This window comes from Thermostichus vulcanus str. 'Rupite' (genome assembly GCF_022848905.1).
GTDB classification, from domain to species: Bacteria; Cyanobacteriota; Cyanobacteriia; order Thermostichales; family Thermostichaceae; genus Thermostichus; species Thermostichus vulcanus_A.
In genome coordinates, this window is record NZ_JAFIRA010000012.1 from 44,161 (window position 1) to 65,561 (window position 21,401).

The window sequence follows — 21,401 nt, forward strand, 5'->3', positions numbered from 1 at the left end:
ACAGTTGCTGAGTTCTATTCCTCTGGTAGGAGGCCGACATGGCTACCTATGCCACTCCCGAGATGGCATCTACGGAACGCTCCCCGCTTCTTGGAGAAGAACGTGTTGTCCTCAATGACATCAGTTGGCAGACATTTGAGCGATTGCTGACAGAAGCAGGGGAAGGGCGAAATACCCGTTTCCACTACTGGCAAGGGAGGTTAGAAATCATGTCTCCCCTTGCTCCTCACGAAGGCAGCAATCGCTTCCTGGAAAGTTTGATCGTGGTTATTGCCGAAGAGTGGAACCTGAATTTGCGCCAACTCGGCTCCTGGACGATGCGGCGATCTGATTTGCAGATGGGGGCAGAGCCTGACTCTTGCTACTACATTCAACATGAGCCGCTCATCCGCCACAAAGAGGAAATTGACTTGGCTGTTGATCCGCCCCCAGACCTGGTGTTGGAAATCGACATCACCCATCCCTCCAAGCGACGCCTCCCCATTTACGCCAAGCTGGGGGTTCCAGAGGTGTGGACTTACAACGGACGCACTGTGCAATATTTCCAACGTCAAGATGACACCTACCTCCCTATTGCCCAAAGCCTGAGTTTCCCCAGTTTGCCAGCGTCTATCCTTCAGGAATTTCTGGAGAAGCGCTACGGTATTGGGGAAATAGAAGCGATTCGACAGTTTCGGGAGTGGGCTCGTCAACAGATTCGTTAATCAGATGCCTCAAGCTACGCAGTGGACTCCAAAACGAGCGAACCCTGAGCCGCGTAGGACTTGAACCGGATCCCTGGCGGTGTCGGGTCAGTTAACACAAGCATTTCCCGACAGTCAACGGCAAATCGGTGGTAACCCCCGAATAAATTGGGTAGTATGCGTCTAGCAGTGGCGCAAAGGGCGGTATTTCCCGGAGTGTTTAGCTTTCTCGGCGGTTCCAAAACCCAAACCATGCTTGGGGTGGATATCAACCCTGAGCGCATCTCGGTCGCCCAACTGAAAAAGCAGGGCAATGGTCGCTATCGTCTGGCCCACTACCACAGTGTGGAAATGCCAGAAGGGGCGATGATCGAAGGGCGCATCCTCGATCCGGGCACGATTGGCTTGGCCCTCATGAATTTACTGAATGAAAACAAAATCCCCACCAACTTGCCGACCGCAACGGCAGTACCTGTACGGGAAGCGATTGTTCGTTTAATTCGTTTGCCTGCTGATCTGCCTGCTGACGAGTTGCGTCGGGTGGTGCTGGAGCAAGAAGCTGAGCTTTACATCCCCTATCCGCGGGATCAAGCGGATGTCGATTACCAACCCTTGGGTCTGGATCTTTCCCAGGACGGCATTGAACGCATTGAAGTGCTGTTGGTGGCCATCCCCAAAGAGGTGGTAGACAACTACCTGGAAGTGCTGCAAGCGGCCAACTTGAAGGTGCGCTGTGTGGAGCTGGCTAGCTTCTCTCTCATTCGCACCATTCGTGAACAACTGACACAATATGGCCCGCAAGAGGCGGTGTTGCTGAGTTCGATTGGCTATGAGAGCAGCGAGATCAGCATCTTGGTGAACGGGATCCCGCAATTTACCCGCACCGTTAATATCGGCACCATTCATATGCGGCAGGTCTTGGCCCAATCGCTGAACCTGCCGATTAGCCGGACAGGGGATTTGTTGCAATCTCTCAAATTGCCCCTGATTAGCCCCACCGATGTTCTGTCAACCGGAGAACAACCCATTACTACCAATCCAGGGGTCGCCGCTGTAACGCGGGTTATCTCCGATTTGGCGGATGAGATCAAGCGCTCCATTGACTTTTTCATCAATACAGAAAGCAGTGCTCCAGTCGTAAAAGTGCTCCTGGCTGGCCCTGGCGCTAGCATTGGGCAAATGGATGGGTTCTTGTCCCAATCCCTGAGTATGGCGGTGGAATTGGCGGATCCCTTTGGCAACATTGCGGTACCGGATTCCCTAGAATTGCCCTTAGAAGAGCGCCCAGCGATGGGAGTAGCTCTGGGATTGGCTCTGCGGGAATACACCAAGTAGAGGACAACCCAGAGATGGGTCAGCCCAGGGTAAATCGGAAAAAGTGGATGTAAATCGAGAGGCGCTCAGGAGATATGTACACACCGGATATTAACTTCCTTAAAGAAAGGCCGGATGCCATCACCACCGTTCGCACGGGTGGAGGAGCTGTTGTTGCTCCTGGTGCTGGCGGGGGATCCCAGAATTGGATCCCGGCCATTGGCCTTGGAGCCGTCGCTGCTGCTGTGGCAATTGGGGCTTTTCTCTATTTCCAAGACAGCTTTACCCGGCAGCTCCAAACCCTTCAAGCCGAGCAAACCCGTCTGAATAACGAACTAAGCACCGCCAATGCGGAACTGGCTCGTTTGCAGGCCCTCGATCAAGAATTGCAAACCATTCGTGCCCAAACCCAAGGGTTTCGCTCTTTTCTGGGATCCGTCCAGCCTTGGTCGGCTATTCTTGAAGACTTCCGCCGTAGGGTTCCAGGTCAAGGGGTATGGATAACAGGAATCAGTGCCTCCGGTGATACTCTCAGCGTACAAGGGGGAGCGCTGGATTTTCCTCTCGTCAATGACTTTTTGTTGACCCTGTTAGACTCTAACTTTGTTACAGGGGCAGTCATCAACACTGCCTCCAAAGTGGATGGTACCCAGACTACTGAACCCAGTGTCAACTATGGCCTGACTGTAACGGTACGCACCCTGGGGGATCCCGATCCAGAGTTTACTCGTGAGTTGGAGTTGCGGGGTGCCACTGGCTTGGTTGAGAAGATCAGAATTTTGCGTCAAGTGGAGACGAACTAATGGCTGGACAATACCCAGTAGACAGTATCTACGACGAACAGGTTGCAGTAGCTCCGGCAGGCCCTCCAGTTTTGTTGGGGATAGAGCTAACCCCGATCCGGATTGGATTGCTCATTGGGGCCTTGGGTATTGGTACAGCGGGGGTTTTGGCCTTTACCCAACTGCGCCCACTGATTGAGCAAGTACAAGCAACGGAAGAGGACGTAGCCAATAAAACCACACAACTACAGGGGGTACAGGGTCAGATTGCCAGCTTGCAGGATGTACCCAATCAGATCGAGAGGGCTCGCGTGGAGCAGCAACAGATCAGTGCGTTGCTCTCCACTCCCGAGAATGCTGACACCCAGTTGCTTGATTTGAATCGTCTGGTTCAAGGGCAGATTGGCAGCGAGTTGCGCAGTTTTAACCCTTCTCCCTTAGGGCCGGCTTCCTCGGCAAATCCTGAAGTTCCAGCCATTATTGCCCCGGCCATTCAGGTGCAAACCACTCGTGTCAACTTGCATGGCCCATTTACTGACATAATCAACCTGATGGGGGATGTAGAGCGTTTGCGGACACTGTTCCGGGTCAGCAATATCACATTACAACCCATCCCGGATACCGGCGAGTTGAATAGTTCATTTGACCTGATTGCCTACATCTACAACAGTGAGATTCCTTTGGGTACCGCTCCAGCACCTGCAGGAGGAGAAACGCCGACTCCCTAACCCAGTGAGTGGCTGGCATAATCGATAACTCGCTCAACTGTTGGTATAGAAAAGGATCCTGCAGCAACAGGATCCTTTTTTGGCGGATGGGTAAAAGGTAGGAGGAAATCGGCGACAAAGCACAGGTAGTGTTTCTTAATCGAAGATCTGGGGAAAATTTTCTATGAACTTGCTACAGGTAGTGGCAAACCTCAAGATTTCGGGTTTGATTAGGGAAGCACTGGGTGAGCGAGTCAGAGGAGCACCCGTGGTGAGGTTAAGCAAGAACACGGTAGGGCGAACTGAGTGAGGTGTGAGGATGATGAACCGTCGAGTAGCTTATGGGTGTGCATTGAGCTTGATCCTGTCATTGCCCATGTTGGCTATGGAAAGTCGGGTTGATGAAGCTGTAGCTCAACAGTTGACCTCCGCAAACCCCCAAAGCATCAGCCGCATCAAGGATATCCGTTTGGTGCCCAACGGCAACCGGATGAAACTCGAGATTGACACAGTGGGGGGAACTCGCCCGCAGGTGTTCTTTACCCAGCAGGGCCAATCCTGGATCGGCGATATCACCAATGCTCAGTTGGATATGGGCCAAGGTAGCTATCGCCAAGAGTCGCCATTGCCTGGGGTGAGCTTTATCGAAGCCAAGCAAGTGGGTAGTGATAGTGTGCGGGTGCAAATTGCTGGCACGTCAGCAGCTCCCCAAGGATTACTGGCTCAACGTAGCCCCACTCAATTGGTTTTCGACTTTGAAGGGTTGCCCTCCGCTCAAGTGGCTGCCGCTCCCAGCCCAGCGACAATGCCAGTCGTGGCTCCCCCAGCTCCTGTTTCACAACCTCCAGCACCACAACCTATCGCTCAAAGTCCCACCCAAATACCTCCCCAACCCTCTGCAGGTGCTCCTGCCACTCCTGTCCCGCAGATGATTTCCCAGGTTCCAGCAGTAGGTCAACTCAATCAACCCCAATTGCCTCCAGGAGCTCTGCCCAATGAATCTCAATTCCAAGGGCGGGCCATTGCGCCTCCTTCTGGAGATATTGCAGTAGGTACGATTTTGCCAAGCCCTCCCACAGTTGATCTGGGTTCCAATGCCAAGATCACCTTAACCTTGAAGGATGCCCCAGTAGGCGATGTTTTGAGCCTGTTAGTGCGCCGGGCAGGATTGAACGTGGTGTTGAACGATGTTCCCCCAGACTTGACGATTTCATTGGATGTGAATGAATCACCCTTACAGGAAACGTTTAACTTCATCTTGCGGCTGAAAGAATTACAGGCCCAGCGGAGAGAGCAAACCGTATTTATTGGGACTAATTTACCAGGGATCACAGAGCGATTGGTTCGCAACTATCGTATTAACCAAGCTGTTGCTACTGAGCTTGCACCCAAGTTGAGTGCAGTTTTGAATGCTGTAACCCCTGGGAGTCCCGCCCAAGTTGAGATTGATGAGCGAACCAACTCTATTACAGTCATTGGCACATCCCAGCAGCAAGATATAGCAGCGGCGCAAATTGCCCAATTGGATGTGCGCAAACGTCAAGTTTTAATTTCGGTGAGAGCTGTTGACATCCAGTTAGACAATAATGAAAGCCTATCCGTTGGCTTGGGAGGAGCTTCGGGTAACTTTGCACTTGGAACCTTTGGTGGAGGCAACTTCGGCGGAACACCACTTAACCAACCTGCAGGATCTTCTGTGGAGTCTGTTGGTCCTCTAGATTCATCTGGTTCTATAAGCGGTGTATTTAATTCTCTGAATAGGCTTCAGCAATCACTTGCTCTGCGCGTTGATGCTGCAATTACCAATCAAACCGGGAAAGTATTAACTGATCCTAAAGTTGTTGTGGCGGATGGATCCTCTAGCCGAGTTAGTATCGGTTCAACTGTACCTGTAAACGTTGAAACTATTACCATACCGCTAGGAGACAATCAGCAGTCCATTACCCAGCGTTTGGTTCGTGAAGATGCTGGGGTTATTCTGGATGTCTCGGAAGTTAGGGTGGATGACAACGGATTCGTCACTTTGACTATTCAACCAGAAATTTCCATCCCTGTGCCTGCAGGCGTGCTCGAAGGTGGAGATTTCGCAGGCATCCAACTTTTTAACATTGAAAAGAGACAACTTGAAGCATCTCAACTGAGGTTGAGGGATGGTCAAACATTCATCATTGCTGGTTTAATTGAAGATAGAGATATAGTTGATGTGAGGAAAGTGCCATTATTGGGTGATCTACCTTTGCTGGGCTCTCTGTTCCGTTCTCAGAGTGTTAACAACAGTCGTAGTGAGGTAGTGTTTATGCTAACTCCTTATATTATGAATGATGATGTTGCTTTTGGGTTGGTTTCTAATCCCTGACGGGGCGAGAGGATAATCTGGCCTATATTCGCCGCAATGGCAACAGTGTGGATCGCCTGGGCCACTTTAGCCCCCACGAAATTCAAATTCTGCGCACCTGGATTATTCAGGATCAGGCTGCTGAAACCCTCTCAGGATAGAACGAACTGCGACTCAGCAGGGATCCCTGGATGGGCCAGCGACCTATGATAGGAACTGAGAAGTCCGAAAGCTGTATGACAACTTCCACAGAGGATCGGCTGGATCGCATTGAACGTGTTGTAGAAACTTTGGTTAACCAGCAGGGGGAAGTGCTGGGGCACGTTGATCAGCTGTCGCAGCGAATGAATAGCTTGACCGATCGAGTGGATAACTTGACCGATCGCGTAGATAACCTCACCGATCGGGTAGATAACCTCACCGATCGGGTAGATAACCTCACCGACCGGGTAGATAACCTCACCGATCGGGTAGATAACCTTACCGACCGGGTGGATGATCTGGCTGGGCAAGTGGGTGGACTCTCCCAGAGTGTGAATAAGCTGTCCAGCGATGTTGATAAGTTAGGCTTCAAGTTTGATGCTTCCCAGTCTGTTGGTGAGCGGCTAGAACGGCTAGCAACCAGTTTGATTGCTGGAGCCACCATCAGCATTATTGCCGGGGTCATCCTTGTGCTGCTCAGAGAGGGATCCCGCTAAATCCTCAACAAAAAAGGGATCCGAACCAATGGGGGATCCCTGGATATCCTTCCTCTAGTGTTTCAGTCCTCAACACACTCGTGTGAGTTGAGCCGATTGTAGGATCCCAGTTGTGAAAAAGCCGTGAAATCGTAAGGTTAGGGTGAGCGAATTAGATTAAGCCTTTCTTAAGTGGTTGAGGATATCGGCTGAGCGATGAGTGCCAATTGCACTTGGTTCTCTTGGGGTTGCGTCAGTTGCACCTTCACATCTCGGCCAAAGAAACCTTGCATTTTTTTCTGGTAGCTTTCCTGCCACTGCTCGAAGGAAACAGCGGGAGAATCGAACAGAAGCACCAAAGTGTACTGCCCATCTCGCAGTTCTTCTTGGTACCCCTTCACCTTGGGTAGATCCGCTTCCAGTGGGCCCCGCAAACCCAGAAACTCTAGGGCATCCTCGAGGTGGGCGTTGGCCCCGTAGCTGTACTTGGTAATGTCGGCGCGCACTTGCTTTTGAATTTCTGTGGCTTGCTGGTTGCGAGCTTGAACCACCTCCGCAGAGGCAGGGACGAGAGCAGGTACCGGCTTGAGCTCGACCACTTTCATGGTTACCCCGCCCAACAGCAACGGGATCCCGGCGAAAATACCGATTAAGTTCAGGGTCGGGTCATTGTAGTTGATGAAGCCCCAGACGGTGGCGGCGACTCCGGCGAATAAGATGAGGGTGCTGATGGGGAGAGGCAATTTTTCAAACATAGGGCGCCAAGTTGGGGGAGATCAGAAGCAACCTGAAAACCCAGGCTAGCAGGAAAATGACCCAAAGCCGTAGATCCAGCTCTGGCAGTGGACTTCACCCCACTTGGGATGGATAATGGCTTCACATTGCCTTTTTGTGTGTAGGGGTGGCCTGTGGTTCTGTCAAAAGCATTCCGTCGCTTACGCTCGCTTGATCGTAAGAGCCAAGAACGTGCGCCGCTATTTGAGGCCATCCGTCACTATTGCAGTTTAGATAAAGCCCCTTTTCACACACCCGGTCATAAACAGGGGCGCGGGATCCCGGCTGATTTGCTGGCGTTGTTGGGAGAAAACGTCTTCCGGGCCGATTTAACCGAATTGCCGGAAGTGGACAACCTGCACGACCCGGATGGAGTAATTCTGGAAGCCCAAACCTTGGCCGCAGAAGCTTATGGAGCAGACCGCAGCTGGTTTTTGGTCAATGGCTCCACCTGTGGTGTGGAAACGCTGGTGATGTCGGTGTGCGATCCGGGGGACAAGATTTTGTTGCCTCGCAACTGCCACAAGTCTGCCATTGCCGGGGTGATCCTCTCAGGAGCAGTGCCTGCTTATATTGAGCCGGATTTCGACCTAGAACTGGGCATTGCCCACGGCATTACCCCAAGCGGACTAGAACAAGCCCTTCAGGAACACCCCGATGCCAAGGGAGTTTTGGTGGTGAGCCCCACCTATTATGGGGTGTGCTGTGATCTGCAATCGCTGGCTACCATTGCCCATGCCCATGGCTTACCTTTGTTGGTGGATGAAGCCCATGGCCCTCATTTTGCCTTTCACCCGGAGTTGCCTTTGTCTGCCCTAGAGGCGGGTGCGGATCTGGTGGTGCAGTCCACCCATAAGGTGATCTCAGGCATGACCCAAGCTTCTCTGCTCCACCTCAAGGGATCCCGTATTAACCCCAACCGGGTGCGCAACATTCTGCAACTGCTGCAATCCACCAGCCCCAACTATGTGTTGATGATGTCCCTGGATGTGGCCCGACGGCAGATGGCCCTGGAGGGCGAAACCCTGCTCAGCCAAACCCTGGCTTTAGCCGATCAAGCCCGTACCCGCCTGAATCAGATTCCTGGCATTCACTGTTTTGGGTCAGAACGGATTGGCTCTACGCCGGGTTTTTTTGAGTTTGACCGCACCCGCCTGACGGTAACCGTGTCGGAGTTGGGGCAGTTTGGGTTCGATGCCCACGACTGGGTGAACGACCATTTTCATGTGCAGCCGGAGATGTCAACTCTGCACAATGTTGTTTTCATCCTCAGCATTGGTAATACTCCAAGGGACGTTGACCGGCTGGTGGAGAGCTTCACTGCTTTGTCCGAGCACTCTCAGGGATCCCCTCAATCCCAAACGATGGCGGACAAAATGCAGCGACTCTCTTTGTTGCAGCGCCCCCCTCTGGCTCCCCGGCGGCTTTCTCCCCGCGAAGCCTTTTTTGCGCCGATTCACCGCATTCCGTTCCAACAGGCGGTTGGCCACATTTGTGCTGAGATCATTTCTCCCTATCCACCCGGGATCCCGATTTTGGTGCCGGGAGAGGAGGTGACCCAAGAGGCGGTGGACTATTTATTGTTGGTGCATGAGGCAGGCGGGTTTATCAATGGCCCGGAGGATGTGCGCTTGCAAACCCTGAAGGTGGTCAAGCTGGACTAGCTGGAACTGGGTTTAGTGGGGATCCCTAGTCTACATCTGCACCTCTGCCCAATTCTCATGAATGGGCCCTCGCGGTTTGCGGTTGGGGGAGAGCCGGTAAGGAACCTTCCATGGAGCTAGGCTGGCGGATGATCTTCACCCGATCCACCCGCGGCCCTTCCATCCGCACCACCTGAAACTCTAGGTCTTGATAGGTGAACTTTTCGCCGGTACGGGGGATCTTCTGCATGTGGTAGATCAAGAAGCCCCCCAGGGTCTGGTAATCCTCATGGAGGGGGAGGTTGAGGCCACGGCGCTCGTTGATTTCTTCGATATCCAACTGGGCTTGAATCAAAAGGGTCGATTCGTCAAGGTCTTGGATATCCGGTTCTTTCTCGTCTGGATCCGGGCCATCCGAGAGCTTGCCCACAATCTCCTCCACCAAATCTTGAATGGTGATCAGGCCCGCTGTACCGCCAAACTCATCTACCACCACCACCATCGCCCAGTGCTGCTGCTTCATCTGGGGCAACAATTCGGCGATCAGTTTGTTTTCCGGCTCGAAGTGGGCCTCGCGAATGAACTCGGTGATCGGGCTTTGCAGTTCCAGGGATCCCTTGGCCAACTGACCGACCAATTCTTTGACATGGATCAAGCCGCGAATGTCGTCCAAAGATTCGCCAAAAACGGGGTAACGGGAATGCCCTGACTCCGCCACCTCCGCCAATACCTCTTGAACCGTTGCGGTTTCGGGGACCGCATCAATGCTGGTACGCGGGATCATCACCTCACTGGCGACGGTCTCGCCAAACTCGAAAATGTTGCTGAGGAGTTCTCGTTCTTCTGCCTCAATGTTGCCGGACTCTACCGACGAGGCGATCAACAGTTGCAGCTCCTCCACCGTCATGGTGCTGTAAAAAGAGCTGTCCTCTGGGATCCGCGCCCCCAAGAATCGCAACACACAGCGGGAGGAAAAGCGTGGCAGTTCCACAAAGGGCTGCAACAGACGACTGACCAAGCGGTTTAACCAGGCCAAGCGCAACGCAATCGGCTCTGAATAGAGAATAGCCAGAGTTTTCGGGATCAGCTCCCCCGCCACAATTTGAAAATAGGTGAGCAACGAAAACACCACCACCACCGACAGCCCCTGCACTAGGGCCACATCCATCCCTTGCAGCCAAGTTAACTGGCTTAAAGCCAGAAACAGAGTGGGTGCAACTTTGGTGGCTCCAATCCAACCCAGCAATACACTGGCCAGGGTAATGCCCAACTGCGTGGTGGAGAGGGAATATTCCAGTTGTTCCTGTGCTTTCTGGACTAGGGCTGCCTGACGGTTCCCCTCGCTGGCCAACTGCAACATGCGCGAGCGCCGTGCCGACACCAACGAAAACTCGACTGCGACAAAAAAAGCATTAATGGCTAAAAGACCGATGACCCAGAGGAGGCTAAAGGAGGCATCTCCCCAGGAAAGTTCAGTTTCGGGGAAGGCAGCCGCAGCCGCCAACGATAAAGGAGGGTCGTCCATCAGGGGGGCAGCGAGACGGATAGAGAGCATTCTAGCTTAGGGCGTTCTAGTTGCTCTCCTGGGTAAAAAGCAAGGGATCCCCCCTCAGCGGGCCCCATCCAGGCGGTCAGGCAGGGTCTTAATCTGTCAGTCTTAGTCAGGATCAGTCGTCAATATCGACAATATCGCCGCTGTTGGCATCGATCTTCACCTCAATATCATTGGTGAACTCAATTTCCCAAATCAGCCGCCCATCTTTTCGTTCCAGTTCCACTTCTTTGATCACACCATTGGGAACTACACCCCGTGCGATCTGAATCGCCTCCTCAGTGCGGATGGCAGGAGCAGAGGATTGAGCCACTGCGGGCTCGTTAGCAACACCCAACAGCAGCATAGGGCCACTCAGGAGCACAGCACTGATCCAAGAGATTAGATAATGTTTCATGCCTAGCTATCCAAAAAAAGACACATTATTCATCTTAGGATCGGAGAGAGCTTGCTACAAGGAGCCTTGCCGTTCAACGCACTGAGCTGAAGGGAAGCACTCCGGTGGCTGGATCCCTGTTTGGACTGCTGCTCATGAGCCTAGTGGGGACGTTTCTGCTTTGGCCACAAAGGTTGATCCTCCGCTACCGCAAGACCTGGATGGGCCCTTTGGGTTGGAGGGGGTGTTGGCACCTGCCGATGGGACAAAGGCTACGGGTCAATCGCCACGGCTGGCATTGGCGTTGGGGATCCCTGTCTAGGCACGGGCGCTGGCCGACACGAATGGGGGGTCGTTGCTCCCCCACCGATTGGCCTCGCTACTGGCCTTATCTGCTGGATATCGGTAAACAGCTCTCCCTCAAATCCTGGCAGGGAGGGGTGGAGATTGGCTTTGCGGATCCCGCAGTAACGGGGCAATGTTTAGGGCTGATTGCAGCCTTACCCCCTCAGTGGTCTCAACACATTCGCCTCACGTTTACCCGCGTCGGTTGGCAGGGTCAGGGATCCCTGTTTATCCAGTTTCCTGGCTGGAGAATGCTGGGGCCGGGCCTAAAGTTAGGGTGGCAACTTTGGCAAGCCAGCCATCAGCTCAGAAAGAGACTTTAGCAACTGCTCAACATCCGCAGGTTGGGGATCCCTTGTCCCTAACCGAAATAGGTGGGTTCGTTGCCGGGTTTCCACTTGATGTTGCAGCCTAGGCTGGGTTTCTGATCCGGATCGATGGGTTTGCCCGCCAAAAGGTTATCCAAGGCAGCGCGCAGGTCTTTACCGGTCACCGGAATATCCGTCAGGCTAGGGCGGCTGTCATCCAGTTGGCCTCGGTACACCAACTTGCGCTCAGCATTGAACAGGAAGAAGTCGGGGGTACAGGCGGCGGTGTACGCTTTGGCCACCTCTTGAGTTTCGTCGTAGCAAAACGGGAAGGTAAAGCCCAAGGTTTCTGCCATTTTTTTTAGGTTTTCTGGGCGATCATCCGGATATTTCTCGGCATCATTGGCACTGATGGCCACGATCCCGACACCGCGATCCTTATAGTCTTTGCCGAGGCGGGCCAATTCTTCCTGGACATGCTTCACATAGGGGCAATGTTCACAAATGAACATCACCAAGAGGGCAGGTTTATCGGCAAAGCTAGTCAGAGAGATGGTTTTGCCAGTCACCACATCCGGCAAACTAAAGTCAGGAGCTGGGGTCTCCAAGGCCAGCATGGTTGAGGGGGTGCGAGCCATACGGGGTCTCCAACGGTAAGATTCCTTTTCATCATGCTCCCAGATGAAGACAAAAGTTGGCAAACGGGATCCCTACCTGACCCTCCCCTGCTTGAAGGGATCCCTCCGACCCGGTTAAGGTAGGGGCAGATTCACAATTTGTAACTTGCCACTTTAACGCGTAACGATCTCGACCAAAGCTGAGCTTTGCCCATTGTCATGTTGGATGTTGTCCCTGCTGGATGGGTGGATACCCACGTCCACCTCAACTACCCCGATTTTGCTGAGGATTTGCCTGAGGTTGCCCAACGCTGGCGCGAAGCCGGGATCCACCGATTGGTTCATTCCTGTGTCACGCCGGAGGAATTTCCGCAGTTACAGGCGATTGCCGACCAATATCCGGAGGTGTTTTTGTCGGTGGGGCTTCATCCTCTGGAGGCCCGCCAGTGGCAGCCGGACATGGCCGCTCAAATTGCCCAGTTGGCAGCTGCGGATCCGCGTGTGGTGGCGATTGGGGAGACAGGGCTGGATTTTTACAAGTCAGACCCAGCCGATATTGAGCTGCAAAAGCAAGCCTTTCAAGCCCAGATTGCCATTGCCCAAAGCCAAGATTTAGCCCTGATCATCCATTGTCGGGATGCGGCTGAAGCCACCCACCAAATGTTGTCCCAGGCGATTGCCGAAGCAGGGCCGGTGCGGGCGGTGATGCATTGCTGGAGTGGATCCCCGGCGGAAACGCGGGAGTTTGTGGCGCTGGGTTGTTTTGTGAGCTTTAGCGGCATTGTTACCTTCAAGAATGCACAGCTTGTGCGGGATTCTGCCTTGGAAGTGCCTCTGTCGCAACTCCTAATCGAGACCGACTGCCCTTTTCTTGCTCCGACTCCCTTTCGTGGCAAACGCAATGAGCCTGCCTATGTGGAGCGGGTTGCCCATACCCTGGCGGACTTGTTACATATCTCTCCCGAGCAACTGGCGGAACAAACCAGCCAGAATGCCGCCCAATTGTTTCGCCTGCCGATACTGGCGTAGTCATTCCCTGACAACATACGTGTTTATACGGATTAATATATCCCTATTCGATACAATCTTTAACGCCATTTGAGGGGCTGGCATTCTATGCTGGAAAAAGGGGAAAACGCTGGATCCCTGTCAGCAGGCCCTCTCCCCTTTACACAGGCTTGCGATTATGAGTGTTGAGATTCCATCTTCTAATGTCCGGCTCCACCGAGATGCCCTGATCAACCGCATTACCAATCAAATTCGGCAATCTTTGCAACTCAACCAAATTTTGACCGCCACCGTCGAGGAAGTGCGCTCCTTTCTGGGCACGGATCGGGTCAAGGTCTACCGCTTTGATCCGGAGGGCCATGGCAAGGTGATTGCAGAGTCGATCCGCGAGGGTCGCCTTCCCTCTCTGCGGGGGCTTTCTTTCCCGGCCAGCGATATTCCCCCTCAGGCTCGCCAACTGTTTCGACGCGCTCAAGTCCGGGTGATCGTGGATGTGGAGGCCCAGAGTCGCTCCATTAGCCAGCCGGAATACTTGACTTTACCCACCAAGGTTCAGCCCTTACCCGACCACGAGCTACCCCAGCGACCGGTGGATCCCTGTCACATCCACTATCTGAAAGGTATGGGGGTGGCTTCTTCTTTGGCCATTCCCCTAATGCATCATCAGCACCTCTGGGGACTGTTGGTCTCCCATCATGCCGAACCGCGAGCTTATTCGAATGAAGAACTGCAAGTGGTGCAGTTGGTGGCGGATCAAGTTTCTATCGCCATTGCCCAGGCAGAATTGCTGGAGCAAGCTCAACAAAAGGCCCAACAGGAAAGTTTAATCAATCAGATCGCAGCTCTTTTGCATTCTCCGGTTCACCCCAGTTCCACCTTGACGACCGTGCTAGAGCAGCTGACCGCTGGGTTACACGGGATTGGCGCTCGGCTACAAATCTTCACTTCAGAGGGATCCACTCTACATAGCCACGGCCTACAACCCCCAACTGGCTATGAGGATTGGCTGCAAGAACAGCTTCAGAAGCAGACCCTTCTGCCTGCGCAGCAGGATCAGTCAGGACTGGCCAAAGTTTGGATGTTGTCCAACTTGAAACCATGGCTCCACTTTTTTGAGCCCATCCAGCAAACGCCCATTCGTGGCTTGATCCTGTTACAGCTCCGTTGGAATGACCAACAGGTGGGTTGGCTGAGCGTGTTTCGTGGGGCGGTGTATGTGGAAACCCACTGGGCTGGGTATCGGAGCACGGAGGGCTTTGCAGAAGGGGATCCCCGACAGCGATTGCCCCAGATTTCGTTTGAGGCGTGGCGAGAGTTGAAAATTAATGAGTCCCCCCTTTGGTCGCCGGCAGATGTGGAATTGCTGAGTCGAGTTGGGGTCCATTTGGCCATGTCCATCGCCCAAAACCAGCTCTACCAACAGATTCAGACCCTGAATATTCATCTCGAAAAACAGGTGCAAGAGCGGACGGCAGCCCTACGACGTTCTTTGGAAATGGAGGCTCTGATCAAGCGCATCACTGATCAAGTGCGGGATAGCTTGGATGAAGCCAAGATTTTGCGGGCGGTGGTGCAAGAACTGGCCTTGGGATTGCCGATTGAGTGTTGCGATATTTGCCTTTATGACCCCGTTGCGGGAGAAGCCACGGTTCGCTACGAGTACACCGCCACCTTGCCTGCCGCAGGAGGGCTGACAATCCCCATGGCAGAACATCCAGCCCTTTACCAACAGCTGCAATCGGGGCAGATGAGCCAGTTTTGTGATCTGCCGGGACAAGGGTTAATTCCTTCTCGGCAAAAGGTCGCGGTGTTGTTGTGTCCATTGCGGGATGATCAGGGGGTGTTGGGAGATCTAGGGCTGGTCAAGAGATCCGAACACAGCTTCGATGAGTTGGAAATGCAGTTGGTGCAGCAGGTGGCCAACCATTGTGCCATCGCCATTCGTCAAGCCCGTCTCTACCAAACCTCCCTAGAACAAGTGGAGGAGCTAGAACGCCTCAATCAGCTCAAAGATGACTTTCTCAGCACGGTCTCTCATGAGTTGCGTACCCCGATCACCAACATGAAGATGGCGATTCACCTGCTCAAAAGCACCAAAAATCCTCAGAAGCGCTCCAGCTATTTAACCGTCTTGGAAACAGAATGTGAGCGAGAAACGGAACTGGTGAACGATTTGCTGGATCTGCAGCGGTTGGAGTTGGGATCCAAAGTCCTAACGTTAGAGGAGATCCCGCTGGCGGGTTGGTTGCCCTCTCTGCTGTATCCCTTTCTGGAACGAGCCAAGTCAGTTCAGCAGGATCTCCAGTGGCAAATTGATCCAAATGTGGGCAAGGTGGTCACGGATCAGGCTAGTTTGGCACGGGTGATCCAAGAGTTGGTGAACAATGCCTGTAAGTACACCCCCCCAAAACACCGTATTCAAGTCAAGGCTTACCGACTGCCTCCTGGCTTGGTGTACATTCAAGTGATCAACGAGGGGATCGAGATTCCTCCCCAGGAGCAAGAACGAATCTTTGAAAAGTTTTACCGAATACCCAACGGGGATCCCTGGAAACGGGGGGGAACGGGGTTGGGCCTCGCTTTGGTGAAACAGTTGATGGAACGGCTCAAGGGCAGTGTGGCGGTGGAAAGTGGTTATGGCAAAACTTGCTTTACGTTGGTTCTGCCTCAGGGATCCCTACCCACGTATGTCTCCCCCTTGATCCGCGGTGGTTCGCTGCCGCTACGCGCCTGCCCATGACGGATCCCAGACCCGATCAAGAGGATGTAACGTTGCAGTTGGCTGTCCAGCAGTTTAACCGGGGGGAATTTTACGCCTGCCATGACAGCCTAGAAGCCCTGTGGATGGAGGCGGTTGAGCCGGAGCGGCGCTTTTACCAAGGGCTATTGCAAACGGCGGTGGCTTACTATCACCTCACCAACCAGAACCGGCGCGGTTGCATGATCCTACTGGGGGAAGCCAATGGCAAACTGGCAGATTATTTGCCCACCTACGCCGGTTGGGATGTGCTCTCTCTGTGGCGAGCCAACCAAACCAACCTACGACAGCTGTCTCAACTGCCTGAGGGGGATCCCTTGCCGGGTCTGACCATCCCTACTCTGGAGTCAGTCGAAAACAAGACTGAGGAGCCTTAACGCTTGGGACGACGGATTTTACGCTCCATCTCATTGCGCCGCCGCCGATCCCGCCAATCGATGAAGGTGATATAACCAACACCTAAGGTCACCACTGCCAACAGCAAAAAGATGCTGCCATAGGCGATTTGGGTGAAGAGGGGAAGCTCGGTTTCCATGTCACTTTCAAGGGGTATCCCTATCGATTACATGCCGTTGCGACCCCAAACCACGAGGGCAATCGAGAGGACAAAGAAGGTAGGAACCGCAATCCAGCCGAGGGTAATGATGTCCATGGGTAAGCTGAGTACCAGTACAAAGTGATCTCATTTTACGGGATGGGATCCCTTGCTGCTCGCGTCTTCGCGTCAGCGTTGCGGAGCAACAGCGGGACGGAGTCCTTTCGGCATCCGCGAATACCTTTGCTGGGCATAGGCTGGATAAAGTAGGGGTACGCCAAAAACTCCAAAGCTGAACAAGGTGGGATCCCAATGACCCTGGAAATGTTGCCGCTGATCGCCGCTGTGATCATTGCTGCCTTTCTGCTGTTTTTTTGGGTACGGGTGGTTCGAGAGGCTGTCTGGACAACGGTAGGGATTGTGATCATTCTGGCGGTGCTGTTCGTGGTTTTTAATATCGGCCCGCGGCAGGTGCTCCAGGAGTTACGGGATCCCTTTGCTTTTGTGGAGCGGGTGTGGGATGTGATCATCGGTTGGTTCAAGGCTCTTTTCCCCTGATTATCTTGAGGGGATCCCGCAAGCAATACCCATCCGATGGGCCTGCTCTGTTGTTGATGAACGGTATCATAAGGCCAGCTTTCACGATCTTTCCCATGCCCTCTGACCCCGAATGGCCGGATGTCCCTAGCCCGCTGCTGCCCACGGATCCCGCAGAAGAAGATCCTGGGCTGGAAGAGGGGATCCCGATTCCCGCTCGCGTCTTGGCGTCAGCGTTGCGGAGCAACAGCGGGACGGAGTCGTCAGATATTCAGATTGAAGTGGTGGATTTGGGGGAGCGTCGCCGCCAGCTGCGGGGCAGTGTGCCCATTCCTGTCGAGCGGGAACGAATTTGGCAGGTGTTGACCGATTACGACCATCTGGCAGAGTTTATTCCCAATTTGGTGGAAAGTCGGGTCATTGGCCATGAAAATGGCCGCAAGTTGGTCCGCCAAGTGGGATCCCAAAAGCTCTTATTTGCCCAGTTTTCCGCCACAGTGGTTCTGGCGATTGAGGAGATTTTTCCCCAACAGGTACGCTTTCAAAAAACCCAGGGGGATTTTCTCCTGTTCGAGGGATTTTGGGATTTGAGCCCTTGCCCGGCAGACCAGACTCTGCTGACCTATCACCTAGAGGTCAAACCTCCCCGCAGAATGCCCATTGGCATGGTGGAACGGCGTATCCGGCAAGATTTGGCTGTCAACCTGCAAGCCATCCGCGAGCGATCCCTGAGTTTGTGAATCCGGGTGTGATTCTAGTCCTCTTTCCATGGAACTTCCGGATAGAAGTCTTGGCGGGATCCCTCCAGAAGGGCTTGAAATCCACAAATCTTTCCATTCTAAGCTGGGGTGAAGTGCCAGAGTGGAGAAAGAGGTGCTCAGGGAGAGGGATGATGGGGCAAGATGCACAGTCGGGGCAACTGGTCAGCCTTAACCCCGCCACCGGGGAGGTTTTGGGCCGCTACCCAGTTTTTGACTCCCGGAAGATTCAAACCTGTATCGCACAAGCGCAGGAGCGGTTTCAGGAGTATCGCTGGATCCCGTTTGCCCAGCGGGCCGCTTGGATGGAGCGGGTAGCGGAGATTCTGTTGGAGCGAAAAGCCGAGTTTGGCCGCCTGATCACCCTGGAGATGGGCAAAACCTTAGCCTCTGCCATTGCAGAGGTGGAAAAATCCGCCTGGGTATGCCGGTACTACGCCGAAACAGCAGCGGGGTTTCTGGCGGAACAACTGGTGGCCAGTGATGCCAGCTGCAGCGGCATCCGCTACCAACCCTTGGGGGTGATTTTGGCGGTGATGCCCTGGAACTTCCCCTTTTGGCAGGTGTTTCGCTGTGCAGCTCCGGCCTTGATGGCGGGCAATACGCTCTTGCTCAAGCATGCCTCCAATGTGCCCCAATCGGCTTTGTGCCTGGAGGCGATCTTCCGGGAGGCGGGATTTCCGCAAGGGGTCTTTCAAACGCTGTTGATTAGTGCAGCGCAGGTGGCGGAAGTGGTAGCGGATGAACGGGTGCGGGGGGCCGCCCTCACGGGTAGCGAAGCGGCGGGATCCAGTTTGGCCCGTTTGGCCGGTCAACACCTGAAAAAGACGGTGCTGGAATTGGGGGGGAGCGATCCCTTCATCGTCTTGCCCAGTGCCGATTTGGAGGCGGCAGTCTCTACAGCCGTCACGGCGCGTCTGATCAGCAATGGCCAATCCTGCATCGCTGCCAAACGATTTATTGTGCACAGCACCATCGCCGAGTCTTTTACCGCCGCCCTGGTGGAGCGATTCCGCCAACTCAAAGTCGGGGATCCCCTGGATCCGCAAACCGAAGTAGGGCCTTTGGCTACCCCGAGCATTTTGCAGGAAGTGGATGGGCAGGTGCAGGCTCTGGTGCAGGCGGGGGCTAAGGTCTGGGTGGGTGGATCCCCGCTGGGGGGCAATTTCTACCTACCCACGGTCTTGAGCGGGATCCCTGCCGAGCATCCGGTGGCGCAGCAGGAGGTGTTTGGCCCGGTGGCGCTGCTGTTTGAAGTGCCGGACCTGGAGGCGGCAATCCGTCTGGCCAACAGTACCCCGTTTGGGTTGGGAGCCAGCGCCTGGACCACTGACCCAAACGAGCAGGAGCGCCTGCTGATGGAGATTGAGGCGGGATCCGTCTTTATCAATGGTCTGGTCAAGTCTGACCCCCGCTTGCCCTTCGGCGGCATTAAACGTTCTGGCTATGGGCGGGAACTGAGCCGGGAAGGGATCCTGGAATTTGTTAACATCAAAACCTTTTGGGTGAAGTAATGGAGGAGCAGATGGAACCGGAGGACTCCACTGCATCTGCGGCAGCGGATTCTTTTATCGTGCCCCGCACGACGCGTAGCGTCATCAAACTGGATCAATTCCTGAAGCTAACGGGAGTTGTCCCCACTGGCGGGCAGGCGAAGCAGTTGATCCTGACGGGGCAGGTGCAGGTGAACGGCCAAGTGGAAACCCGGCGGGGGCGCAAGCTGCGCTTTGGGGATGAAGTGGTGGCGCTAGGACAGCTTTGGCAAGTGCGCTGGGATACCGAGGTGGATCCGGATCCCTCCCCCACCGATTAGAGCCATGAGGAGGGCGGTACCTAATGCAAGGGGATGAGGAGCAGCATTGCTAAGGCCCCAACTCCTCCTGCCACCAAAAATTGCCACTCCAACCCCCATACCAGGCAAACGATGCCAGCCAAAATTTGGATCCCCCCTGTGATCCAGTAGGGGCGCCGGGGCGGATCCACCATGCCATTTAACCAATGGCCCAGCCCCATCTGAAACAGCCAAAACACCCCCAAATACTGGCTGAGGGATGCTAAAGCAGTACGACCGACAAACGGCAACACCGACAGAACCATGCCCAGTGCGATCACCAGTGTCCACACCAAGCCGACAAAGTAAAGATGGACCAAGCCCGCCGCCCGAAACTCCGGCAAACTCGTCTGCCGCACCATGTAGCCCAACCCCAGCAGGGAAATCACCAACCACAGCCAGTTGATGCTGGCCTCCTGGTGAAACTGGGTGGCCGCAAACCCCATCAACAACAAAACCGCCCAAACCAGGTAAACCCGCCGACAGATGTTCCAGAAGGGGGCAGGGGAGGCCAGGGTTTCCGTTTGCATGGCCAATACCTCAATCCACAACGACAATACGGCCTACCATACTGGGGTGGATATCGCAGAAATAGTTCTGGATCCCAGTTACCTCGAACACCACCACTTTACTCTCGTTACGCCGCAGCCGCCCTGTCCCCTGAAATTGCGCCCCATCTAAGGGTGTGGCGGTGTGGGGGGTAGAGTCTTCGTTGGTAAAGGTGATGGTGCCGCCTCGCTTCAGGGTGACCTCCGCAGGCAAGTATTGAAACCCGCGAATGATCACCTCAGCCTCCGAGACTGCTGCTGTCGCTTCAACAGGATCCCCCTCCGCCAAGGAGTCAGCCTGTCGCCAGCGATCCACCGCCAAGATCGCCCCCACATTGAGCGCAGATCCCAATCCGGTTAGCAGCAACAAACGCCGCGTCATGGGCATAGTGTTTTCTCCGCATCAGTCCAGAAGAGAAAAATGGGTCAATGACCCCAGTCAACAGCAACAACGGCAACTCTCCGGATCACCCGGTTGATGCTCCTAGTGAGGATCCCCAAGGCCCCAAAAAGCTCAGCCAAGGCTCGACGGATAACCTTGGGGATCATCACCCAGACAAACCCTATACCTTCAAGATCCAGCGTTCCCGCGTGTCAGCACTGACGAAGGGAGAGGGCACCACCAAGATGCTGGAGTCGAGACTGTTAAAGACGGCCCGGATCGCTGTAGCGTGGGCAACTTCATTGGGGCCAATGGTGCTGGCAGCAGCCACCAAGTCTTTGTTGGACAGTTGGATAAATGCATCATTGTAGGCCAGCGCCGCATCGAACTCTAGCGCAAGGGCGAGCTTAGCGATGTTGGCATCGGAGTCGAGATTGCCTTCTTTGTCATCAATGTAGGTGGAGAGGTCGTAGCTGTCGCGGGCCGGGGCAGGGGTTCCCCCCAACTGCCGGACAGCACCCACCAACAGATCCCGATGTTGCTCGTGATCTTTGAGGTTTTTGGTGGCTACATCCAATACCACCTTCCCCACATCGGTGCTGCTCAACTTACCGGCAGCGGTTTTGTAGGCCCAAATGGCCTGTTGTTCCAGGTCAATGGCGGCGTTGAGGATGGCAATATCGGCATTGGATTGGGCGGCACTGGGCAGGCTGCTCAACCCGATCGCTCCCCCCACCCCGGCCAACAAGCCGGTCAACAACAGGCTACGGCGAGAGGTGCTGGGATCCCATTCGGCAGCAAGGCGAGGCAGAGCCCATGGGGTTTTTGAGGTCTTCATCGAAAGTCTCCTGTCCTGAAAACGTATCGGAACTACCGTCGGGGGCCACTGTCATCACCCCTCAACCCGGTCTGATGGGGATACGCCGTTCTT

General features: G+C 54.4%; 24 protein-coding genes. 15 read left to right on the forward strand and 9 right to left on the reverse strand.

Going from position 1 to position 21,401, the window contains the following annotated elements; genetic code table 11:
* Positions 1-38 precede the first annotated feature (38 nt).
* From JX360_RS06545 to JX360_RS06570, 6 genes are all read left to right on the forward strand, one after another.
* Positions 39-704, forward strand: coding sequence for a Uma2 family endonuclease (locus JX360_RS06545; protein ID WP_244349842.1), 666 nt, complete (start codon positions 39-41; stop codon positions 702-704).
* 156 nt (positions 705-860) lie between these two features.
* Positions 861-2,018 (forward strand): type IV pilus biogenesis protein PilM, encoded by a 1,158-nt coding sequence (gene pilM / locus JX360_RS06550; RefSeq protein ID WP_244349843.1) that lies wholly within the window; start codon positions 861-863, stop codon positions 2,016-2,018.
* Positions 2,019-2,092: 74 nt separating this feature from the next.
* Positions 2,093-2,800 carry a PilN domain-containing protein gene (locus tag JX360_RS06555; protein ID WP_244349844.1) on the forward strand — a complete coding sequence of 236 codons (708 nt, stop codon included), beginning with the start codon at positions 2,093-2,095 and terminating at the stop codon, positions 2,798-2,800.
* Positions 2,800-3,507 carry a hypothetical protein gene (locus JX360_RS06560; protein ID WP_244349845.1) on the forward strand — a complete coding sequence of 236 codons (708 nt, stop codon included), beginning with the start codon at positions 2,800-2,802 and terminating at the stop codon, positions 3,505-3,507. Before JX360_RS06555 ends, JX360_RS06560 begins: the two co-directional genes overlap by 1 nt.
* Before the next feature lie 298 nt (positions 3,508-3,805).
* Complete coding sequence (locus JX360_RS06565; RefSeq protein ID WP_244349846.1) at positions 3,806-5,842, forward strand: AMIN domain-containing protein; 2,037 nt, start codon at positions 3,806-3,808, stop codon at positions 5,840-5,842.
* 215 nt (positions 5,843-6,057) lie between these two features.
* Positions 6,058-6,519 (forward strand): ssr2422 family thylakoid membrane protein, encoded by a 462-nt coding sequence (locus JX360_RS06570; RefSeq protein ID WP_244349847.1) that lies wholly within the window; start codon positions 6,058-6,060, stop codon positions 6,517-6,519.
* A 167-nt stretch (positions 6,520-6,686) separates the two neighbouring features.
* Here JX360_RS06570 and JX360_RS06575 read toward each other — a convergent pair whose 3' ends face one another.
* Complete coding sequence (locus JX360_RS06575) at positions 6,687-7,253, reverse strand: DUF2854 domain-containing protein (protein WP_244349848.1); 567 nt, start codon at positions 7,251-7,253, stop codon at positions 6,687-6,689.
* Between the two features lie 153 nt (positions 7,254-7,406).
* Here JX360_RS06575 and JX360_RS06580 point away from each other — a divergent pair, with 153 nt between their 5' ends.
* Positions 7,407-8,936 carry an aminotransferase class I/II-fold pyridoxal phosphate-dependent enzyme gene (locus JX360_RS06580; protein WP_244349849.1) on the forward strand — a complete coding sequence of 510 codons (1,530 nt, stop codon included), beginning with the start codon at positions 7,407-7,409 and terminating at the stop codon, positions 8,934-8,936.
* Positions 8,937-8,991: 55 nt separating this feature from the next.
* Here the strand turns inward: JX360_RS06580 and JX360_RS06585 are convergent, their stop codons facing one another.
* Both JX360_RS06585 and JX360_RS06590 read right to left on the reverse strand, forming a co-directional pair.
* A complete protein-coding gene (locus JX360_RS06585) occupies positions 8,992-10,440 on the reverse strand; it encodes a hemolysin family protein (RefSeq protein WP_244349850.1) in 1,449 nt (482 codons plus the stop codon).
* Positions 10,441-10,582: 142 nt separating this feature from the next.
* On the reverse strand, positions 10,583-10,864 hold the full coding sequence (locus JX360_RS06590) for a PepSY domain-containing protein (RefSeq protein WP_244349851.1): 282 nt from the start codon (positions 10,862-10,864) through the stop codon (positions 10,583-10,585).
* A 104-nt stretch (positions 10,865-10,968) separates the two neighbouring features.
* Here JX360_RS06590 and JX360_RS06595 point away from each other — a divergent pair, with 104 nt between their 5' ends.
* A complete protein-coding gene (locus tag JX360_RS06595; protein ID WP_244349852.1) occupies positions 10,969-11,511 on the forward strand; it encodes a hypothetical protein in 543 nt (180 codons plus the stop codon).
* A 38-nt stretch (positions 11,512-11,549) separates the two neighbouring features.
* Here JX360_RS06595 and JX360_RS06600 read toward each other — a convergent pair whose 3' ends face one another.
* Positions 11,550-12,134 (reverse strand): thioredoxin family protein, encoded by a 585-nt coding sequence (locus JX360_RS06600; RefSeq protein WP_244349853.1) that lies wholly within the window; start codon positions 12,132-12,134, stop codon positions 11,550-11,552.
* A 198-nt stretch (positions 12,135-12,332) separates the two neighbouring features.
* Here JX360_RS06600 and JX360_RS06605 point away from each other — a divergent pair, with 198 nt between their 5' ends.
* The 3 genes from JX360_RS06605 to JX360_RS06615 all read left to right on the forward strand — a co-directional run bounded on the left by JX360_RS06605 (position 12,333) and on the right by JX360_RS06615 (position 16,256).
* Positions 12,333-13,142: a TatD family hydrolase gene (locus JX360_RS06605; protein ID WP_244349872.1), complete on the forward strand. Its 810-nt coding sequence runs from the start codon at positions 12,333-12,335 to the stop codon at positions 13,140-13,142.
* 157 nt (positions 13,143-13,299) lie between these two features.
* On the forward strand, positions 13,300-15,861 hold the full coding sequence (locus JX360_RS06610; RefSeq protein WP_244349854.1) for a sensor histidine kinase: 2,562 nt from the start codon (positions 13,300-13,302) through the stop codon (positions 15,859-15,861).
* Entirely contained in the window at positions 15,858-16,256 is a 399-nt protein-coding gene (locus JX360_RS06615; RefSeq protein WP_244349855.1) for a DUF309 domain-containing protein, read from the forward strand. The genes JX360_RS06610 and JX360_RS06615 overlap by 4 nt, the downstream gene beginning before the upstream one ends.
* Here the strand turns inward: JX360_RS06615 and JX360_RS06620 are convergent.
* Together JX360_RS06620 and JX360_RS06625 are read right to left on the reverse strand one after the other, a co-directional pair.
* Positions 16,253-16,414 carry a hypothetical protein gene (locus JX360_RS06620; RefSeq protein ID WP_244349856.1) on the reverse strand — a complete coding sequence of 54 codons (162 nt, stop codon included), beginning with the start codon at positions 16,412-16,414 and terminating at the stop codon, positions 16,253-16,255. The genes JX360_RS06615 and JX360_RS06620 overlap by 4 nt on opposite strands.
* A gap of 27 nt (positions 16,415-16,441) precedes the next feature.
* Positions 16,442-16,531 (reverse strand): cytochrome b6-f complex subunit PetN, encoded by a 90-nt coding sequence (locus JX360_RS06625; RefSeq protein WP_244349857.1) that lies wholly within the window; start codon positions 16,529-16,531, stop codon positions 16,442-16,444.
* Positions 16,532-16,726: 195 nt separating this feature from the next.
* Between JX360_RS06625 and JX360_RS06630 the strand changes: the two genes are divergently transcribed.
* The 4 genes from JX360_RS06630 (at position 16,727) to JX360_RS06645 (ending at position 19,522) form a co-directional block, all read left to right on the forward strand.
* Positions 16,727-16,972 (forward strand): hypothetical protein, encoded by a 246-nt coding sequence (locus JX360_RS06630; RefSeq protein WP_244349858.1) that lies wholly within the window; start codon positions 16,727-16,729, stop codon positions 16,970-16,972.
* 95 nt (positions 16,973-17,067) lie between these two features.
* On the forward strand, positions 17,068-17,691 hold the full coding sequence (locus JX360_RS06635; RefSeq protein ID WP_244349859.1) for an SRPBCC family protein: 624 nt from the start codon (positions 17,068-17,070) through the stop codon (positions 17,689-17,691).
* Positions 17,692-17,840: 149 nt separating this feature from the next.
* Entirely contained in the window at positions 17,841-19,223 is a 1,383-nt protein-coding gene (locus JX360_RS06640; RefSeq protein WP_244349860.1) for an NAD-dependent succinate-semialdehyde dehydrogenase, read from the forward strand.
* Positions 19,224-19,234: 11 nt separating this feature from the next.
* Positions 19,235-19,522 (forward strand): RNA-binding S4 domain-containing protein, encoded by a 288-nt coding sequence (locus tag JX360_RS06645; RefSeq protein ID WP_279611303.1) that lies wholly within the window; start codon positions 19,235-19,237, stop codon positions 19,520-19,522.
* 20 nt (positions 19,523-19,542) lie between these two features.
* Here the strand turns inward: JX360_RS06645 and JX360_RS06650 are convergent, their stop codons facing one another.
* From JX360_RS06650 to JX360_RS06660, 3 genes are all read right to left on the reverse strand, one after another.
* Positions 19,543-20,070: a hypothetical protein gene (locus JX360_RS06650; protein ID WP_244349861.1), complete on the reverse strand. Its 528-nt coding sequence runs from the start codon at positions 20,068-20,070 to the stop codon at positions 19,543-19,545.
* Positions 20,071-20,080: 10 nt separating this feature from the next.
* Positions 20,081-20,476, reverse strand: a complete 396-nt coding sequence (locus JX360_RS06655) for a cupredoxin domain-containing protein (protein WP_244349862.1) — start codon at positions 20,474-20,476, stop codon at positions 20,081-20,083.
* 175 nt (positions 20,477-20,651) lie between these two features.
* The gene (locus JX360_RS06660) at positions 20,652-21,308 is read right to left on the reverse strand and encodes a ferritin-like domain-containing protein (protein ID WP_244349863.1); all 657 of its coding nucleotides are present in this window, start codon (positions 21,306-21,308) and stop codon (positions 20,652-20,654) included.
* Positions 21,309-21,401 lie beyond the last annotated feature (93 nt).

Excerpts from the sequence above, each read along its gene's own strand:
- JX360_RS06590 (WP_244349851.1), bottom strand. The coding sequence starts at position 10,864 with ATGAAACATTATCTAATCTCTTGGATCAGTGCTGTGCTCCTGAGTGGC.
- JX360_RS06575 (WP_244349848.1), bottom strand. The coding sequence starts at position 7,253 with ATGTTTGAAAAATTGCCTCTCCCCATCAGCACCCTCATCTTATTCGCC.
- JX360_RS06645 (WP_279611303.1), top strand. The coding sequence starts at position 19,235 with ATGGAACCGGAGGACTCCACTGCATCTGCGGCAGCGGATTCTTTTATC.
- JX360_RS06625 (WP_244349857.1), bottom strand. The coding sequence starts at position 16,531 with ATGGACATCATTACCCTCGGCTGGATTGCGGTTCCTACCTTCTTTGTC.
- JX360_RS06570 (WP_244349847.1), top strand. The coding sequence starts at position 6,058 with ATGACAACTTCCACAGAGGATCGGCTGGATCGCATTGAACGTGTTGTA.
- JX360_RS06600 (WP_244349853.1), bottom strand. The coding sequence starts at position 12,134 with ATGGCTCGCACCCCCTCAACCATGCTGGCCTTGGAGACCCCAGCTCCT.
- JX360_RS06650 (WP_244349861.1), bottom strand. The coding sequence starts at position 20,070 with ATGCAAACGGAAACCCTGGCCTCCCCTGCCCCCTTCTGGAACATCTGT.
- JX360_RS06555 (WP_244349844.1), top strand. The coding sequence starts at position 2,093 with ATGTACACACCGGATATTAACTTCCTTAAAGAAAGGCCGGATGCCATC.
- pilM (WP_244349843.1), top strand. The coding sequence starts at position 861 with ATGCGTCTAGCAGTGGCGCAAAGGGCGGTATTTCCCGGAGTGTTTAGC.
- JX360_RS06655 (WP_244349862.1), bottom strand. The coding sequence starts at position 20,476 with ATGCCCATGACGCGGCGTTTGTTGCTGCTAACCGGATTGGGATCTGCG.
- JX360_RS06630 (WP_244349858.1), top strand. The coding sequence starts at position 16,727 with ATGACCCTGGAAATGTTGCCGCTGATCGCCGCTGTGATCATTGCTGCC.
- JX360_RS06635 (WP_244349859.1), top strand. The coding sequence starts at position 17,068 with ATGCCCTCTGACCCCGAATGGCCGGATGTCCCTAGCCCGCTGCTGCCC.
- JX360_RS06640 (WP_244349860.1), top strand. The coding sequence starts at position 17,841 with ATGATGGGGCAAGATGCACAGTCGGGGCAACTGGTCAGCCTTAACCCC.
- JX360_RS06620 (WP_244349856.1), bottom strand. The coding sequence starts at position 16,414 with ATGGAAACCGAGCTTCCCCTCTTCACCCAAATCGCCTATGGCAGCATC.
- JX360_RS06615 (WP_244349855.1), top strand. The coding sequence starts at position 15,858 with ATGACGGATCCCAGACCCGATCAAGAGGATGTAACGTTGCAGTTGGCT.
- JX360_RS06610 (WP_244349854.1), top strand. The coding sequence starts at position 13,300 with ATGAGTGTTGAGATTCCATCTTCTAATGTCCGGCTCCACCGAGATGCC.
- JX360_RS06560 (WP_244349845.1), top strand. The coding sequence starts at position 2,800 with ATGGCTGGACAATACCCAGTAGACAGTATCTACGACGAACAGGTTGCA.
- JX360_RS06660 (WP_244349863.1), bottom strand. The coding sequence starts at position 21,308 with ATGAAGACCTCAAAAACCCCATGGGCTCTGCCTCGCCTTGCTGCCGAA.
- JX360_RS06565 (WP_244349846.1), top strand. The coding sequence starts at position 3,806 with ATGATGAACCGTCGAGTAGCTTATGGGTGTGCATTGAGCTTGATCCTG.
- JX360_RS06585 (WP_244349850.1), bottom strand. The coding sequence starts at position 10,440 with ATGGACGACCCTCCTTTATCGTTGGCGGCTGCGGCTGCCTTCCCCGAA.
- JX360_RS06545 (WP_244349842.1), top strand. The coding sequence starts at position 39 with ATGGCTACCTATGCCACTCCCGAGATGGCATCTACGGAACGCTCCCCG.
- JX360_RS06605 (WP_244349872.1), top strand. The coding sequence starts at position 12,333 with ATGTTGGATGTTGTCCCTGCTGGATGGGTGGATACCCACGTCCACCTC.